Origin of the sequence: Pseudomonas sp. NFPP07 (assembly GCF_900115645.1) — a bacterium.
Lineage (GTDB): Bacteria > Pseudomonadota > Gammaproteobacteria > Pseudomonadales > Pseudomonadaceae > Aquipseudomonas > Aquipseudomonas chlororaphis.
In genome coordinates, this window is record NZ_FOXG01000003.1 from 73,748 (window position 1) to 89,010 (window position 15,263).

The 15,263-nt window shown below is 63.3% G+C and carries 17 protein-coding genes; 8 read left to right on the forward strand and 9 right to left on the reverse strand.

The genetic code is table 11. The features are described from left to right. The first annotated feature begins 32 nt into the window (after positions 1 to 32). Positions 33 to 599: a nitroreductase family protein gene (locus BM019_RS08450; protein ID WP_092418041.1), complete on the forward strand. Its 567-nt coding sequence runs from the start codon at positions 33 to 35 to the stop codon at positions 597 to 599. Positions 600 to 611: 12 nt separating this feature from the next. Here the strand turns inward: BM019_RS08450 and BM019_RS08455 are convergent, their stop codons facing one another. The 6 genes from BM019_RS08455 to BM019_RS08480 form a co-directional block, all read right to left on the reverse strand. Continuing rightward, positions 612 to 1,952, reverse strand: a complete 1,341-nt coding sequence (locus BM019_RS08455; RefSeq protein ID WP_092418042.1) for a sensor histidine kinase — start codon at positions 1,950 to 1,952, stop codon at positions 612 to 614. 69 nt (positions 1,953 to 2,021) lie between these two features. Further along, positions 2,022 to 2,459, reverse strand: coding sequence for a Spy/CpxP family protein refolding chaperone (locus BM019_RS08460; RefSeq protein ID WP_016702278.1), 438 nt, complete (start codon positions 2,457 to 2,459; stop codon positions 2,022 to 2,024). A 250-nt stretch (positions 2,460 to 2,709) separates the two neighbouring features. Further along, positions 2,710 to 3,387 (reverse strand): response regulator transcription factor, encoded by a 678-nt coding sequence (locus BM019_RS08465; RefSeq protein ID WP_038581213.1) that lies wholly within the window; start codon positions 3,385 to 3,387, stop codon positions 2,710 to 2,712. 7 nt (positions 3,388 to 3,394) lie between these two features. Next, positions 3,395 to 3,805, reverse strand: coding sequence for an SH3 domain-containing protein (locus BM019_RS08470; RefSeq protein WP_009042691.1), 411 nt, complete (start codon positions 3,803 to 3,805; stop codon positions 3,395 to 3,397). Between the two features lie 110 nt (positions 3,806 to 3,915). Beyond that, positions 3,916 to 4,215: a YciI family protein gene (locus tag BM019_RS08475; protein ID WP_007930077.1), complete on the reverse strand. Its 300-nt coding sequence runs from the start codon at positions 4,213 to 4,215 to the stop codon at positions 3,916 to 3,918. A 1-nt stretch (position 4,216) separates the two neighbouring features. Next, a complete protein-coding gene (locus tag BM019_RS08480; RefSeq protein ID WP_092418043.1) occupies positions 4,217 to 4,813 on the reverse strand; it encodes a septation protein A in 597 nt (198 codons plus the stop codon). Between the two features lie 87 nt (positions 4,814 to 4,900). Here BM019_RS08480 and BM019_RS08485 point away from each other — a divergent pair, with 87 nt between their 5' ends. From BM019_RS08485 to rluB, 5 genes are all read left to right on the forward strand, one after another. Beyond that, positions 4,901 to 5,764, forward strand: coding sequence for a PHP domain-containing protein (locus BM019_RS08485; RefSeq protein ID WP_085530131.1), 864 nt, complete (start codon positions 4,901 to 4,903; stop codon positions 5,762 to 5,764). Between the two features lie 13 nt (positions 5,765 to 5,777). Beyond that, positions 5,778 to 6,407, forward strand: a complete 630-nt coding sequence (locus BM019_RS08490) for an L-threonylcarbamoyladenylate synthase (protein WP_009042694.1) — start codon at positions 5,778 to 5,780, stop codon at positions 6,405 to 6,407. A 120-nt stretch (positions 6,408 to 6,527) separates the two neighbouring features. Beyond that, the gene (locus BM019_RS08495; RefSeq protein ID WP_172962981.1) at positions 6,528 to 7,226 is read left to right on the forward strand and encodes a segregation and condensation protein A; all 699 of its coding nucleotides are present in this window, start codon (positions 6,528 to 6,530) and stop codon (positions 7,224 to 7,226) included. Positions 7,227 to 7,238: 12 nt separating this feature from the next. Continuing rightward, positions 7,239 to 8,339 carry an SMC-Scp complex subunit ScpB gene (gene scpB, locus BM019_RS08500; protein ID WP_092418044.1) on the forward strand — a complete coding sequence of 367 codons (1,101 nt, stop codon included), beginning with the start codon at positions 7,239 to 7,241 and terminating at the stop codon, positions 8,337 to 8,339. 203 nt (positions 8,340 to 8,542) lie between these two features. After that, positions 8,543 to 9,757 (forward strand): 23S rRNA pseudouridine(2605) synthase RluB, encoded by a 1,215-nt coding sequence (gene rluB / locus BM019_RS08505; protein ID WP_007930085.1) that lies wholly within the window; start codon positions 8,543 to 8,545, stop codon positions 9,755 to 9,757. 87 nt (positions 9,758 to 9,844) lie between these two features. On the opposite strand, the gene BM019_RS08510 is transcribed toward rluB, so the two are convergent. Together BM019_RS08510 and BM019_RS30750 are read right to left on the reverse strand one after the other, a co-directional pair. Further along, entirely contained in the window at positions 9,845 to 10,804 is a 960-nt protein-coding gene (locus BM019_RS08510; protein ID WP_092418045.1) for a CgnE/CgnB domain-containing protein, read from the reverse strand. A gap of 70 nt (positions 10,805 to 10,874) precedes the next feature. Next, entirely contained in the window at positions 10,875 to 11,012 is a 138-nt protein-coding gene (locus tag BM019_RS30750; protein ID WP_007930088.1) for a hypothetical protein, read from the reverse strand. Positions 11,013 to 12,069: 1,057 nt separating this feature from the next. Here BM019_RS30750 and BM019_RS08515 point away from each other — a divergent pair. Both BM019_RS08515 and arfB read left to right on the forward strand, forming a co-directional pair. Next, the gene (locus BM019_RS08515; protein WP_007930090.1) at positions 12,070 to 13,491 is read left to right on the forward strand and encodes an amino acid permease; all 1,422 of its coding nucleotides are present in this window, start codon (positions 12,070 to 12,072) and stop codon (positions 13,489 to 13,491) included. Between the two features lie 104 nt (positions 13,492 to 13,595). Next, a complete protein-coding gene (gene arfB, locus BM019_RS08520) occupies positions 13,596 to 14,009 on the forward strand; it encodes an alternative ribosome rescue aminoacyl-tRNA hydrolase ArfB (RefSeq protein WP_007930091.1) in 414 nt (137 codons plus the stop codon). Here the strand turns inward: arfB and BM019_RS08525 are convergent. Beyond that, positions 14,006 to 15,205 carry an MFS transporter gene (locus BM019_RS08525; protein WP_085530135.1) on the reverse strand — a complete coding sequence of 400 codons (1,200 nt, stop codon included), beginning with the start codon at positions 15,203 to 15,205 and terminating at the stop codon, positions 14,006 to 14,008. The genes arfB and BM019_RS08525 overlap by 4 nt on opposite strands. Between the last annotated feature and the right edge of the window lie 58 nt (positions 15,206 to 15,263).

A 15,263-nucleotide genomic window follows, 5' to 3' on the forward strand; every position in this document is an offset into this window, starting at 1 on the left:
AATGGCCGGACATTTTTTTCAGGAGGTGGCCGATGGAGGCTCTCGACGCATTGCTCAACCGTGTTTCCGTACCGCGTCTGGTGGACCCGGCGCCGACGGCGGCGCAACGCGAAGCGCTGTTCGCGGCGGCATTGCGCGCCCCGGATCATGGCCAGTTGCGGCCGTGGCGCTTTCTGACGGTGGAAGGCGCGGTCCGCGAGCAGTTGGGCGAGCTGCTGGTGGAGGCGGTGCAATTGCAGGGGGGCGAAGTGACCCAGGCGGCCCTGGACAAGGCCCGTGCCATGCCATTGCGCGCGCCGTTGGTGGTGGTTGTGGTGGCTCGCCTGCAGGAGCACGTCAAGGTGCCGAAGTCGGAGCAACGGCTGGCGGCCGGCTGTGCCGCCCACGGCATCCTGCTGGCGGCCTATGCCCAGGGTATCGGTGCGGTATGGCGTACCGGCGAGCTGTCCTATTCACCCCATGTCGCCCAGGGCCTTGGCCTGGGCGAAGGTGAAGAAATCATCGCCTTCCTGTACCTGGGCACGCCGCTGAACGAGCCACGGGTCGCGCCCAAGGTGGATACGGCGGAGTTCGTCAGCGCCTGGTCGGGCAAGGCCTGATCCTGAGGCTGCTCAGGCCTGGGCAGTAACGCCTGGCACCAACGGCAACTCCAGGCTGGCGATAAAGCCACCCTGCGGATGATTGTCCAGGGTCAGGCTGCCGCCATGGCGTTCCGCGGCGCGCCGGGCGATGGCCAGGCCCAGCCCGTGACCCGGTGCGGCCTGGCCCGGGGCGCGGTAGAAGGGTTCCCCCAGCTGGCGCAAATGTTCGGCCTCCACACCGGGGCCGTGATCGCGGACGCTGAGCACGATCCTGTCCCCCTGACGCAATGCCTGTACTTCGATCGGCTGTCCGGCCGGGTTGAAGCGCTGGGCATTGCGCAGCAGATTGTCCACCGCCCGCTCGATCATGGTCGGCCAGCCCTTGAGGCTGAGTTGCGATTCGGCCTGGATGTTCACCGGCTGTTCCGGGCAGGCCAGTTGGGCATCCTTCTGCAGGTTATCGAGCAGGGCGTTGAGGTCCACCTCTTCGGCGCTGGCGTTGTCGGCATCGACCCGGGCCAGCACCAGGATCTCGCTGATCAGCGCTTCCAGGCGATCGCACTCGCGGGTCAGGCGCGGCCACAGGCGCTCGCGCTCCTCGGCCGTGGCGCGCTCGGCCAGCGCCAGGGCAATGCGCAGGCGCGCCAGCGGCGAGCGCAGCTCGTGGGAGACATCGCGCAGCAGTTGGCGCTGGCTGCCGATCAGGCTTTGCAGGCGCGAGCCCATGCGGTTGAAGTCTTTGGCCAGCACGCCGAACTCGTCGCGGCGGGCGGCCAGGCGGGCCAGGCTGTTCTGTTGGTAGGTGGCTTGTCCCAGGTCATGCACCGCACCGCGCAAACGGCTGAGGGGGCGGGTGATGGACAGGGTCACCAGCAGGCTGAACAGGGTCAGCACCACCAGCGCGATGGTCAGGGCACTCAGTGGCCATAGCAGGCTGTCGCGGTGCCAGGCGTCCAGTTCCGGGTGGGGGATGCGGTAGATCAGCAGGTAGGTTTCGCCGGTTTTCGGGCTGGTGTATTCGGCGGTCAGGCGCCGCCAGGGCAGGCGCCGGTCATCGTTGTTCTGCCGGGCCTCCAAGGCGGCCGCGCGGCGCGGGAAGGTGCCGCGGACCACCGGGTCGCCGGCGTCGTTGAGCACTTGCACGTTGACGTGATACTGGTGCTTGCGCTGCTCCAGGATATCCTGGGCGGCGTCTTCGCCTTGTTCTTCGTAGGTGCGCGTCCACTCTTCGGCCAGGGTATTGAGGCCCGGATGGCGACTGAGGATCCAGGCGTCCTGGTTCAGCATGTGGCCAAGCAGAATCGACAGCCCTGCAACCAGGGTGATGGCCAGCCAGAAGCTGGCGAGGATGCGCCAGAACAATGAACGCACGGAAAGTCCTCAAACAAGGAAAGCCCAGTGGGGGCCACTGGGCTGGGCTGTGGGATAAGCGCTAAAGCATTATTGCGCTTTTTGCGGCTGTTGCGCTTTCCAGGCCTTGAACTCGGCCCATTCGGCGCGGCGCTCGGCGTGTTTCTTCTGGATGGCGTCAAACTCTTTCTGCTGTTCCGGCTTGAGCAGGGCGCGGATATCGGCTTCGGTTTTCTGGCGCTTGGCGGCGATCTCGTCCTTCATGGCCTTCTGGTCGGCCGGCGACAGTTTTTCCAGGTACTTCTGCACCAGCTGCTTGCGCTCGTGCATCTGCTCACCCATCAGCTTGCGGATCTGTTGGCGCTGTTCGTGGCTCAGGTCCAGCTGGCTGTAAGGGCCTTTGCCGCGCATGTGTTCGCTGTGGCGCGGGCCATCCATCGGTCCCATGGGGCCTGCGCCTTCCGGCATGGCCATGGCCACGGTCGGCAGGGCGGCGGCGAACATCAGAGCGATCAGGGTCTTGCGCATGGTGTATCTCCTTGTCTCATTCCCGGTCAGTTCCGGATGTGTGCAGATTACGCACAGCAAGGTCAGCGGCGGTCAGCGAAGGGTAAAGCTTGGGTAAAGACGTTTTTTGGCGAAACTGACATAACCCCTGTAGCCGCTGCCGAGCCTGCGAGGCTGCGAACGAGCGGTACGCTCGCAGGGATCTTGCGAATGCAGGAGGGTCTGGCCCTATCGCAGCCTGTGGCAGCGGCTACAAGGATCAGGGATCTGTTCAGAGGCTGTAGTAGTAGCCGCGGCTGCGCAGGGCGACGATGCGTGGGCGGCCGTCGGGGTGCGGGCCGATCTTCTTGCGCAGGTTGCTGACGTGCATGTCCAGGCTGCGGTCGTACAGGGTCAGCTTGCGGCCCAGGGCGATCTGCGCCAGTTCCTGCTTGTCCAGCGGTTCGCCCGGTTGCTTGAGCAAGGCTTCCAGCAGGCGGCTTTCGGAAACGGTGAGGGTGATGTCCTGTTCGTCGATGCTGACCACGCCGCGCACCGGGCTGAAACACAGGTCGCCCAGCTCCATCTGGCTGGACACCGCGGTCGGGTGGCTGCGGCGTAGCACAGCGCGCAGGCGGGCGGTCAGTTCACGCGGATCGCAGGGCTTGGCCAGGTAGTCGTCGGCGCCCAGCTCCAGGCCGAGGATGCGGTCCAGGGGCTCGCCGCGGGCCGAGAGCATCAGCACCGGCAAGTCCGGGTGGTCGTTGCGCAGTTGCTTGAGCAGTTCCAGGCCACTGCCGTCGGGCAGCATCACGTCCAGCACCACCGCCGCCGGGGCGTGATCGGCCAGGGCGCGACGGGCGCTCAGGCCATCGTGGCAGGCCCGTACCTGAAAACCTTCCTGGCCCAGCCAGCTGGTCAGGAGCTCGCAGAGTTCCTGGTCATCGTCAATCAGTAACAGGTCGCTCATGAATCACTCAATTTAGCCATTGTCGACGCTTTCTATGTCCACCACTGGCGAAGATACCGCAGAGCAGGGCCAATAGCGCTACCCCGGCGCCGGTGACGAACCACTGTTGCTGATCTGTCAGCAGGCGTGGCACGGAACTGGCCTGGGCCTCGCGCAGTTGCAGCTTGAGGCGTTGGTTCTCCTGGCGCAGGCGACTCAGCTGGGCGCTTTCGCGCTCGCTGTCGGCACCCTGCAATTGCCGGGTCAACTCTTCACGCTGGCGCTCGCTGTCTTTGAGGCGCTGCTGCAATTCGCTGATCTGGCTGCCGGCACTCAGGGACAAAGACGTGGAATGCCCCGGGTCCGTGGTTTCTTCGGCGGAGGCGCTCGCCCCGATCGTTAACATGACCAACAACAGGCACAACAGACCTTGGCGCATCGCAACTCCTGATTCCAATCGAGTGTTGGGCAGGTTGTCGGCAGTCAAACGAGAATAATGAGCGATTGAGAGCGCGATGAACCCATAAGGTTCACCGCGCGGGAGAGGATTTACGGCAGGACTTGCTTGAACGGCTTGACCACGACGCTGGCATAGACACCGGCGGCGACGTAAGGGTCGGCATCGGCCCAGGCCTGGGCGGCGCTCAGCGAGTCGAATTCGGCGACGATCAGGCTGCCGGTGAAACCCGCGGCGCCAGGATCATTGCTGTCGACGGCAGGGTGTGGCCCGGCCAGTACCACGCGACCTTCGGCCTTGAGCTGCTGCAACCGCTCCAGATGCGCCGGGCGCGCGGCCAGGCGGTTTTCCAGGGAGTTGGCGACGTCTGTAGCAATGATTGCGTAAAGCATGTCAGTCCTCGGTTTTCGACGTGGTGGGTTCGGTGTCGTGAAGATGGCGCGACAGGTAGATGCCCTGGCCGACCAGGAACAGCACGGTCATGCCCAGGCTGCCGAAGACCTTGAAGTCGACCCAGATGCTCTGGAAGGTGAAGGCGACGAACAGGTTGGCGGCGCCGCAGAACAGGAAGAAGGCGATCCAGGCGATGTTCAGGCGGGTCCAGACCGGATCCGGCAGGGTCAGCGCGTGGCCCATGATGCGCTTGATCAGCAGGCGGTCGCCGATGAAGTGGCTGCCGATAAAGGCCAGGGCGAACAGCCAGTTGACCACCGGCGCCTTCCACTTGAGGAAGGTCTCGCTATGGAAGGCCAGGGTCAGGCTGCCGAACACCAGGCAGGCGACCAGGGTCAGCCACTGGCTTTTCTCCAGCTTGCGCTGGGAGATGAACAGCGCGCCGTAGACCACCAGGGAGCTGACGATCAACACCGCCGTGGCGCTGTAGATACCGCCTACGGTCAGTTGTTGACCGGCAATGTCGACGACTCGGGGATCGATTTTGTAGACGATGAAAAACAGGAACAGCGGGATGAAGTCGATGAATTGTTTCACAGTGGCAGCCAGAAGCAGGATGTGGCGGCATAATAACAAACATCCATGGTAGCGAAAGCGCCAGCTGACTTGAGGTTGAACAGTCCCGTGAATGTTGATTTGCACTGCCACAGCACGGCCTCCGATGGCGCCCTGGCGCCCGCGGCTCTGGTTGCGCGTGCGTTCGAGAAAGGCGTGCGAGTCCTGGCCCTGACCGATCATGACACCCTGGAAGGCCTCGACGAGGCGCGCCTCGCGGCCCAGGAACTGGGCATGCAGCTGGTCAATGGCGTCGAATTGTCCTGCACCTGGGGTGGGGCGACCATTCATGTGCTGGGCTACGGCTTCGACGTCAATGCGCCGTCATTGGTCGAAGCCATCGGCAAATTGCACGACGGTCGCTGGCTGCGGTCCGAAGAAATAAGCCGCAAGCTGGCGCTCAAAGGCATGCCGGGCGCCCTCGAAGGGGCCCGGGCGATCCAGCAGGAACTGGGCGACAGCGGCAATGCGCCGGCCAGGCCGCACTTCGCCGATTACCTGGTGCGCGCCGGTTTCGTGAAGGACCGCGCCGAGGCTTTTCGCAAATGGCTGGGGGCCGGCAAGCTGGGCGACGTCAAGCAGCACTGGCCGACCCTCGAGGAAACCGTCGAGACGCTGCGCGCGGCGGGGGCCTGGGTCAGTCTGGCGCATCCCTGGCATTACGATTTCACCCGCAGCAAGCGTCGCCGCCTGATTGCCGACTATATTCAAGCAGGTGGCCACGCGATCGAAGTGGTCAACGGCCATCAACCCGCCGAGCAGGTGGGCAGCCTGGCCATCCTTGCTCGGGAGTTCGGTCTGCTGGTGAGCGCCGGCAGTGATTTTCATGGTCCTGGAGGCTGGTCCGAGATAGGCGAGTATCGCCCGGTTCCGGAGGATCTGCCGCCGCTTTGGTGTCGGTTCAAACATGACCCAATTATTGCCGCCGTCTGAACAGGTAGAGAATGTGAGTCAATTTTTCCAGATTCATCCGGAAAACCCGCAACCGCGCCTGATCAAACAGGCTGTCGAAATCATCCGCTCAGGGGGCGTGGTGATTTACCCGACCGACTCGTCCTACGCCATTGGCTGCCAGATCGGCGACAAGAGCGCGGTCGAGCGCGTGCGGCGCCTGCGGCAACTGGATGACAAACACAACTTCGCGCTGATCTGCAGCGACCTGTCGCAGCTGGGCCTGTTCGCCAAGATCGATACCGGCACCTTTCGCCTGCTCAAGGCGCATCTGCCTGGGCCTTATACCTTCATCCTCAACGCCACCCGCGAAGTGCCACGGCTGTTGCTGCACCCGAAGAAACGCACCATCGGCCTGCGGGTGCCAAGCCATCCGATCGCCCTGGCGCTGCTGGCCGAACTCGGCGAGCCGCTGATGAGCGTCAGCCTGATCATGCCCGGCGAAACCGAGCCGATGAACGACCCTTATGAAATGCGCCAACTGCTCGAGCATCAGGTCGACCTGATCATCGATGGCGGTTTTGGCGGCATCATGGCCTCCACCGTGATCAACCTGGCCGATGGCGAGCCGGAAGTGATCCGTATCGGCTGCGGCGACCCGGCTCCCTTCATGGTCGAGGCCTGAATGTCCGCAGTGGAACACGTCGACGACCAGGCCGGAGCGCAGCAGGAGCTGCCCTTTGCGATGGTCTACGGCCAGGCGGTCATGGAAATGCCGCAGGACCTGTACATCCCGCCGGACGCCCTGGAAGTCTTTCTCGAAGCCTTCGAAGGCCCGCTCGACCTGCTGCTGTACCTGATCCGCAAACAGAACATCGACATCCTCGACATCCCGGTGGCGGAAATCACCCGCCAGTACATGGGCTATGTCGAGTTGATGCAGTCGGTGCGCCTGGAGCTGGCCGCCGAATACCTGGTGATGGCGGCCATGCTGGCCGAGATCAAGTCGCGCATGCTGTTGCCGCGCTCGGCCGAGGTGGAAGAGGAAGAGGAAGACCCGCGCGCCGAACTGATCCGCCGCCTGCAGGAGTACGAGCGCTTCAAGGCCGCCGCCGAAGGCATCGACGGCCTGAGCCGGGTCGGCCGCGACGTCATAGTGCCCAAGCTCGACGCCCCGGAAGCCCGGGCGCGCAAGCTGTTGCCGGATGTCGCCCTGGAAGAGGTGCTGATGTCCATGGCCGAGGTGCTGCGCCGTGGCGACATGTTCGAAAGCCATCAGGTCAGCCGCGAGGCGCTGTCCACCCGCGAGCGCATGAGCGAGGTGCTGGAGCGGCTCAAGGGCGGTGGTTTTGTGCCCTTTGTCGAGCTGTTCACCGCAGAAGAGGGGCGCCTGGGGGTGGTGGTGACCTTCATGGCGATCCTCGAACTGGTCAAGGAATCCCTGGTCGAGCTGGTACAGAATGAGCCCTTCACGGCTATCCATGTGCGGGCGCGAGCCGAATAACGAGCTGAAACAATGAATCTGAATGAACCCCGCGAGCTGGCGCCACTGCTTGAAGCCTTTCTGTTGGCCTCGGGAAAACCGCAATCCATGGAGCGCCTGTTCGAGCTTTTCGAGGAAGGCGAGCGGCCGGACCCCGCGGTCTTCAAGAAGGCCCTGACCATTCTGGGCAAATCCTGCGAGGGGCGGGCCTTCGAACTCAAGGAAGTGGCCTCCGGTTATCGCCTGCAGGTGCGGGAAAAGTTCGCGCCCTGGGTCGGCCGTTTGTGGGAAGAACGGCCCCAGCGTTATTCCCGGGCGATGCTGGAAACCCTGGCGTTGATTGCCTACCGCCAGCCGATCACCCGTGGCGAGATCGAGGATGTGCGGGGCGTGGCGGTCAATAGCCAGATCGTCAAGACCTTGCTGGAGCGCGAGTGGATTCGGGTGGTCGGCTACCGTGACGTGCCGGGCAAGCCGGCGATGTTCGCCACCACCAAGGCGTTTCTCGATCACTTCAACCTGAAGAACCTCGACGACCTGCCGCCGCTGGCCGAGCTGCGCGAGATCGAGACCGAGCCGGTCCTCGACTTCGACGACGCGCCGGTGCCCGCCAGCCTGCAAGCCCTGGCCGACACCAGCGCCGAGCCGGAAGAACCGAAGGAAGAGACTAGTTTCCACACCTTGCTGCTGGAGCTGGACTCGATGGAGGAGGGGATCAAGACCGACTTCGACGATCTGCATCGCGATGGGGCGGTCGAGTCGTCCGGGGACGATGTGATTGCCGGCGCCGAGGTGGACGCCGAGATCAGCGCCGAAGCGCACACTCGTGTCGAAGCCGAAGCCGAAGCCGAAGCCGAAGCCGAAGCCGAAGCCGAAGCCGAAGCCGAAGCCGAAGCCGAAGTGCAAGTCGAGCACGAAGCCGAACACGAGGCCGAACTCGAAGCGGATGCACGCGACGAGCAGGAGCAGGAAGTCGATGACGATGTGCTCGGCGTCGCCGAAGCCCGCGCCAAGCTGCTGGCCGCCGTGGCAGCGCTGGAGCCGCCGGCTCCGGAACTGAGCGACGAAGAGGCCGAAGCCCTGGCGCTGGCCGAAGCCATCGAGAACGAAAGACGCCTGCTCGAAGACGATTGAGACGCCTCGGTCGTCCCGGTGCCTGCGCTGCCACCGGCCAGCGGAAAAACCGCTGAGCCGCCACTTATTGGCTAGTCTCTGATGCGCAATCGGCGCCATGAGCGTATGATTCGCGACCCTTTGGCGATCCCTTCGCCACAAGACCTGTTTTTACTACCGTTCAGGCCGCTCAAGCCTGAATCGACACACCGGGAGGTGCCCAGATGAGTGAAGATCAGCAAGACCAACAGGAAATCGGCCCAGCAGGCGAAAAACTGCAGAAAGTCCTCGCCCGCATCGGCGTCGGCTCGCGCCGTGACGTGGAATCCTGGATCAGCCAGGGCCGGATCAAGGTCAATGGCAAAGAGGCCACCCTTGGCCTGCGCGTCGACCTGCATGACGCCATCTCCATCGATGGCAAGGTGATCAAGCGCGAAGAAGCGTCCGAATCGGTCCGCCGCGTGATCATGTACAACAAACCCGACGGCGAAATCTGCACCCGCGACGACCCGGAAGGCCGTCCGACCGTGTTCGACAAGCTGCCGCGTCCGCGAGAAGGCCGCTGGATCAATATCGGTCGCCTCGACATCAACACCACCGGCCTGCTGATGTTCACCACCGACGGTGAGCTGGCCAACCGCCTGATGCACCCGTCCTATGAAATGGACCGTGAGTACGCGGTACGTGTGCGTGGCGAAGTCGACGACGAGATGATCGAGCGCCTGAAAGCCGGCGTGATGCTCGAAGACGGCCCGGCCAAGTTCACCGACATCCAGCAGGCGCCCGGTGGTGAAGGTTTCAACCATTGGTACCACTGCGTGGTGATGGAAGGCCGCAACCGCGAAGTACGTCGCCTGTGGGAATCCCAGGGCCTGGTGGTCAGCCGCCTGAAACGCGTGCGTTTCGGTCCGGTGTTCCTCAACTCCGACCTGCCGATGGGCCGCTGGCGCGAAATGAGCCAGTACGAAGTGGACGTCCTCAGCGCCGAGGTTGGCTTGACGCCGGTGGCGATGCCGCAGCTCAACGCCAAGAGCAAGGACAAGCTGGAACGCATGCAGCGCAAATCCTCACGCCCGGTGGGCAAGAGCGAGCGCGTGCGGACCCTGCGTCCAGCCCATGGCGCGCCTGCCGCCGGTGCCCCACGCCCGTCGCGCGAGCCGCAGATCGAAGGCGAGCGTCCGGGCCGCAAGCCCGCGCCACGCCAGGATGGCGAGCGCGCTCCACGGGCGCCGCGTCCGGCTGCCGGTCGGGGTGAATCGGGTCGTGGCACGCCAGTGGCGGATCGTCCGAGCGACACCAAGCGCCCGGCCAAGCCAGCGCCGAAGTCCAAGCGTCCGGGCATTGTCCTGGTCGACAAGGATGCACCGTCGGGCAAGCGTCGTGGCGCTCCGGCCGGTTCCGGCCAGCGCCCGGGTTTCGGTCGCCGCAAGCCTGAGTGAGGCAGCCTTGAGCCGCAAGCTGTAAGCAACAAGAAAAAACGCCAACCTCAGGGTTGGCGTTTTTTTTGCCTTTATGTAGCCGCAGGCTCAGAACACAAACCTGCCATCGAACACCGGCTGGTCGTCCAGCGCCAGCACCCCGCTGGCAAAGATCAGGTCCAGGTGATGGCTGCCCTTGGCGCCGCCGCCCAGCCCCAGGTGCAGGCCGCAATGGCGCTCCTCGAAACCCGAGTTGCGTGCGTAGAGGTCTTTCACCCCTTCGTTGGTGCCGATGCCCAGCTCTTCGATGCGCCGGTTGGACGGGTTGGCATCCAGGTATTTGTTGAAGTCCTCCGCCAGCCCCGGCACGTCGGTGGCGATGCGGCTGATGGTGGAGTTCTCGATCCACAGTTCCAGCGGTGATTGCAGCACGCCGTACTTGCGTGCGAAGGGGATGGTGCCGAGGAAGGTGCCGACGAATTTCACCCGGCCATTGATGGCCTCGCTGTGGCTGGCGATTTCTCCGGGCGCCAGGTCGTAGTTGCCTACGCCGTTGATGTTGGTCCACTTCTTGATGCTGTCCAGCGGTGCTTCGAAGTACGAGCCGTGGTCGTCGCGAAAGCTCAGGGTGGTGGCCTCGGACATGTGGCGGATCAGGGTCGCGTTGAGCTCGGCGATGCGTTGCGGCTCGACGCTGAAGGTGTCGTAGAAGTAGTCGCCGTAGTCCTTGAACAGCAGCGACTTCTTCCAGTTCTCGGCCATCACGCCCTGCAGCGCCTGGATGAACTCTGGGCCTTGCGGGCGGGGCGGCGAGAGGGTGGAGGAGTCGTAGAAGAAGATATACAGATCGCAGTCGGCGATGGCCTGGGCCAGCGCCGAGGTGGGTTCGAGGTCGAGACGCAGGGCAGTGAAGCGGAAGGGCTCACCGGCCTGCTCGATGATGGCGGCGCTGGTGGCGGCATATTCGGCGGTGTGGCCGATCAGGACCCTGGCGCTTTGGCGCTCGGCCAGGGCCGGGTGGTGTTCGAGGTAGTAAAGGAAATGCCGGATGGCAGCGGTGTTTTCCATGGATCCTCCCTGACAGACAGCGGATGGAGGCAGGGGCGACCGCCGGGCCGCTCCTGCCTGAAGACCCTTTTTACAAAGGCCACATCGCCGTGCCGAACGGTACTACCGCATCGGCCTGCATCATTTCCACCGCGGCCTCGTGGGTCGCTGCTTCAAACCAATCGTCCAGTTGCAGTTCAGTGTCCAAGTCTTTTTCCAGTGCTTGCATCGTGAATCTCCTAGATGACTTTTTCGGATAAAAGCAGTTTCGGATAAAAGCAGTCGATGAGACGGCTCGGGCGTTCTACGGGGAGTATTTGAAAGCCCCAACTGTTCAACGTGGCCGCTCGGCTTGCCGGGGGTGTGGTCCGGCAAGTGGCTGGAAACCTAGTCCAGGTTTTTTTGAAATGCAAAAAAATAATTGAAATATTTTTATTAAACTTTTTGTTCTGTTTTTGTGCTGGAAAATTATCAAGAAAAAACAAAAAGCTGAGCGAGCAGACAGATAAAAAGGCGCTGGCCGTCAATTTGCAGTCGCCGATGTCACTGATCTGAGGTGGAAAAAATACGTTCCGCCTTGTAAAGAAATGCTTACGAAAAAACCACTATCGATTCATCGAGTCGACCCTTGTTCGGCGCTGTAAGAAAAACCTTCCGTTGTTGCCTCGATACAACCCGCCGCCGGGCTCCAAGCCGCTTGTTCCGCGGCCTCAAGGCAGGTGTGATGCAGCCCATGCCTGTGTGCAGGTGCATAACAAGAAGGAGGCGCAATGAACGCCGTGGCTCACCTCAACCGATTCCCTCCGAAGGGCGATTGCTGTCGTACCTTCGTCGACGACCCCGACGGGTCTGTCCCGAACCTTGCCGCCGATGCCGAGCATCGAGCAGGCCCCGTGCGATTCCGGCACCCGACGCGCTGATAAGCCGCGTCTGGCGGCAGGGAGTCAGGGGTGTACAATGCGCGGCGTTTTAACTGTGACTCAACTGCGTATCCGCGCATTTTGCGCCCCAACGACTGCTTTCGACGCGTGACGAGCCCTGGCTCGAATGCTCGAGACACGCTCCCAAGGCCAATAATCTCAAGGCTATCCGCCTTGTTCACTCCGCCGCGTCACAAGCGTGGTGGGTTCGATTTCGTCACAGATAAAAACAAACAGGTGACGCATGACCGTTAAACAAACGCTGAACTCCTGGTGCCTGCGCTGGGGTTTGATCCGCGCTGCTTAAGCCTGCTGTCGGCTGCAACGTCTATCGAACATCATCAAACCTTGCGTGAGACCCTTTTCATGAGTGGACAAAACTCGCATTCAGGCGAGCTGAAGCGCGGCCTGAAAAATCGCCATATTCAACTGATCGCCCTGGGCGGCGCGATCGGTACCGGATTGTTCCTGGGCTCCGCCGGCGTGCTCAAGTCAGCCGGGCCGTCGATGATCCTCGGCTATGCCATCTGCGGTTTCATCGCCTTCATGATCATGCGCCAGCTCGGCGAGATGATCGTCGAAGAGCCGGTAGCCGGTTCCTTCAGCCATTTCGCGCACAAGTACTGGGGCGGTTTCGCCGGTTTCCTGTCGGGCTGGAACTGCTGGATTCTGTACATCCTGGTGGGTATGTCGGAGCTGACCGCGGTCGGCAAGTACGTGCACTACTGGTGGCCGGACGTGCCGACCTGGGCCTCGGCCGCGGCGTTCTTCGTGCTGATCAACCTGATCAACCTGGCCAACGTCAAAGTCTTCGGTGAAGCCGAGTTCTGGTTCGCGATCATCAAGGTGGTGGCCATCGTCGGCATGATCGCCCTGGGCAGCTACCTGCTGGTCAGCGGTCACGGCGGCCCGCAGGCCTCGGTGAGCAACCTGTGGGAGCACGGCGGGTTCTTCCCCAATGGCGTCAGTGGCCTGGTGATGGCCATGGCGATCATCATGTTCTCCTTCGGCGGCCTGGAGATGCTCGGGTTTACCGCGGCCGAGGCCGACAAGCCGAAGACCGTGATTCCCAAGGCCATCAACCAGGTGATCTACCGCATCCTGATTTTCTACATCGGTGCCCTGGTCGTGCTGTTGTCCCTGACCCCATGGAACAGCCTGCTGGAGACCTTGAATGCCTCCGGCGATGCCTACAGCGGCAGCCCGTTCGTCCAGGTGTTCTCGATGCTGGGCAGCGATACCGCGGCGCATATCCTCAACTTCGTGGTCCTGACCGCGGCCTTGTCGGTGTACAACAGCGGCACCTACTGCAACAGCCGCATGCTGCTGGGCATGGCCGAGCAGGGCGACGCACCGAAAGTCCTGGCGAAGATCGACAAGCGCGGCGTGCCGGTGATGTCGATCCTGGCCTCGGCGGTGGTGACCTTCGTTGCCGTGGTGCTCAACTACCTGATCCCGCAGCACGCCCTGGAGCTGCTGATGTCGCTGGTGGTCGCGACCCTGGTGATCAACTGGGCGATGATCAGCTACTCGCACTTCAAGTTCCGCCAGCACATGAACCGCACGAAACAATCGCCGCTGTTCAAGGCGCTGTGGTATCCCTACGGCAACTACGTCTGCCTGGCGTTCGTGGTGTTCATCCTCGGCATCATGCTGATGATTCCGGGCATCCAGATCTCGGTGTACGCGATTCCGGTGTGGGTCGCCTTCATGTGGGTCTGCTACGGCATCAAGAACAAGCGCAGCGCGCAGCACAGCCTGCAGGCGGCCAACGCTTCGCTGAAGTGAGGCTCGCGCAGTAACGGAAAACCCGGCTTCGGCCGGGTTTTTTGTGGGCGCTGCAAATCCGCAGGCGCGGTATCCTGAACGCCCTGAAAGCGGATGTCTTTTCCATGCTGGTGATTTCCAACAACGTGCATCTGCCGGATGCCGAGATCGAGTTGACCGCCATTCGCGCGCAAGGCGCGGGTGGGCAGAACGTCAACAAGGTTTCCAGCGCGGTGCACCTGCGCTTCGACATTCCGGCCTCGTCGCTGCCGCCGTTCTACAAGGAGCGGCTGCTGGCGCTGCGCGACAGTCGCATCACCAGCGACGGGGTGATCGTCATCAAGGCCCAGCAATACCGCACCCAGGAACAGAACCGCGCCGATGCCCTGGAGCGTCTGGTGGAGCTGATCCTCGGCGCCATCAAGGTGGAGAAGAAGCGCCGCCCGACCAAGCCGACCCTGGGCTCGAAGACCCGGCGCCTGGAGTCCAAGAGCAAGCGCGGTAACATCAAGGCCGGCCGCGGTAAGGTCGACTACTAACGCTCGCCGCGCTCCTCGCGATACTTCGGCGCCTGACGGTACAGGTAGAGGCTCAGCAGCAAACCGCTGCAGGCGGCGAGGGCGGCGAACAGGAAGATCGAGGCAAAGCCGAAACCGGCGGCGATCGCCCCGGCCAGCGGTCCGGTGATCCCCAGCGACAGGTCGATGAACAGCGAATAGGCACCCACCGCCGCGCCACGGCTGGAGGCGGGAACCAGGTTGACCGCTTCCACCCCCAGCGCCGGAAACACCAGGGAGAAGCCGAAGCCGCTCAGCGCCGCGCCGGCCAGCGCCCAATGGGCATCCGGCGCCAGCCACAACAGCAACAGGCCGAGGGTTTCCACCGACAGGCAGGCGATTGCCACGCGAAAGCCGCCGAGGCGGTTGATCAGGTTGCCGAACAACAGGCGCGCGCCGATGAAGCTGGCGCCGAACAGGCTCAGGCACAGCACCGCGTTGGACCAGTTCTGCGTGGCGTAATACAGGGTGATAAAGGTGGCGATGGTGCCAAAGCCGATCGAGCCCAGGGCCAGGCCGCAGCCGTGGGGGAATACCCGGCCCAGGACATGGAGGAACGGCAGGCGCTCGCCGGCGACGATCGGCGCCGCCAGTTTCGGCCAGGCCAGCGCCAGGCCGAGGAGCGCCAGCAGAATGATGCTCACGCCCATGCTCCACAGCCCCAGGCGATCCACCAGCAGCACCCCCAGCGGCGCGCCAACGGCCAGCGCGCCATAGCTGGCGATGCCGTTCCAGGAAATAACCTTGGCGGTGTTCTGCGCGCCGACGCGGCCGATGCCCCAGCCGATGGAGCCCGAGCCCACCAGGCTCTCGGCGCTGCCCAGCACCAGGCGCCCGACCAGCAGGCTGGCCAGGCTCAGCACCGGCAGGCTGTGCAGCCATGCCGACAGCAGCATGAACACACCGCTCAGACCGCAGCCGGCCAGGCCGTACATCACCGCGCGCTTGCTGCCCAGGTTGTCGATGATCTTCCCGGCATAGGGGCGGCTGAGCAGGGTGGCCAGGTATTGCACGCTGATCACCAGCCCGGCGATCACCGCGCCGAAGCCCAGCTCGCTGTGCACGTAGCCCGGCAGCACGGCCAGGGGGATGCCGATGTTCAGGTAGCCGATAAAGGTGAAAAGGACAATGGAGACGACTTGCAGCGTGACCGCCAAGGGGCGCTGGGTATCTGGCATGGGAAAGGTCCACGGGCGCGGCAGAGATAGATAGGCTGCTTATGATACCGAGGCTGGA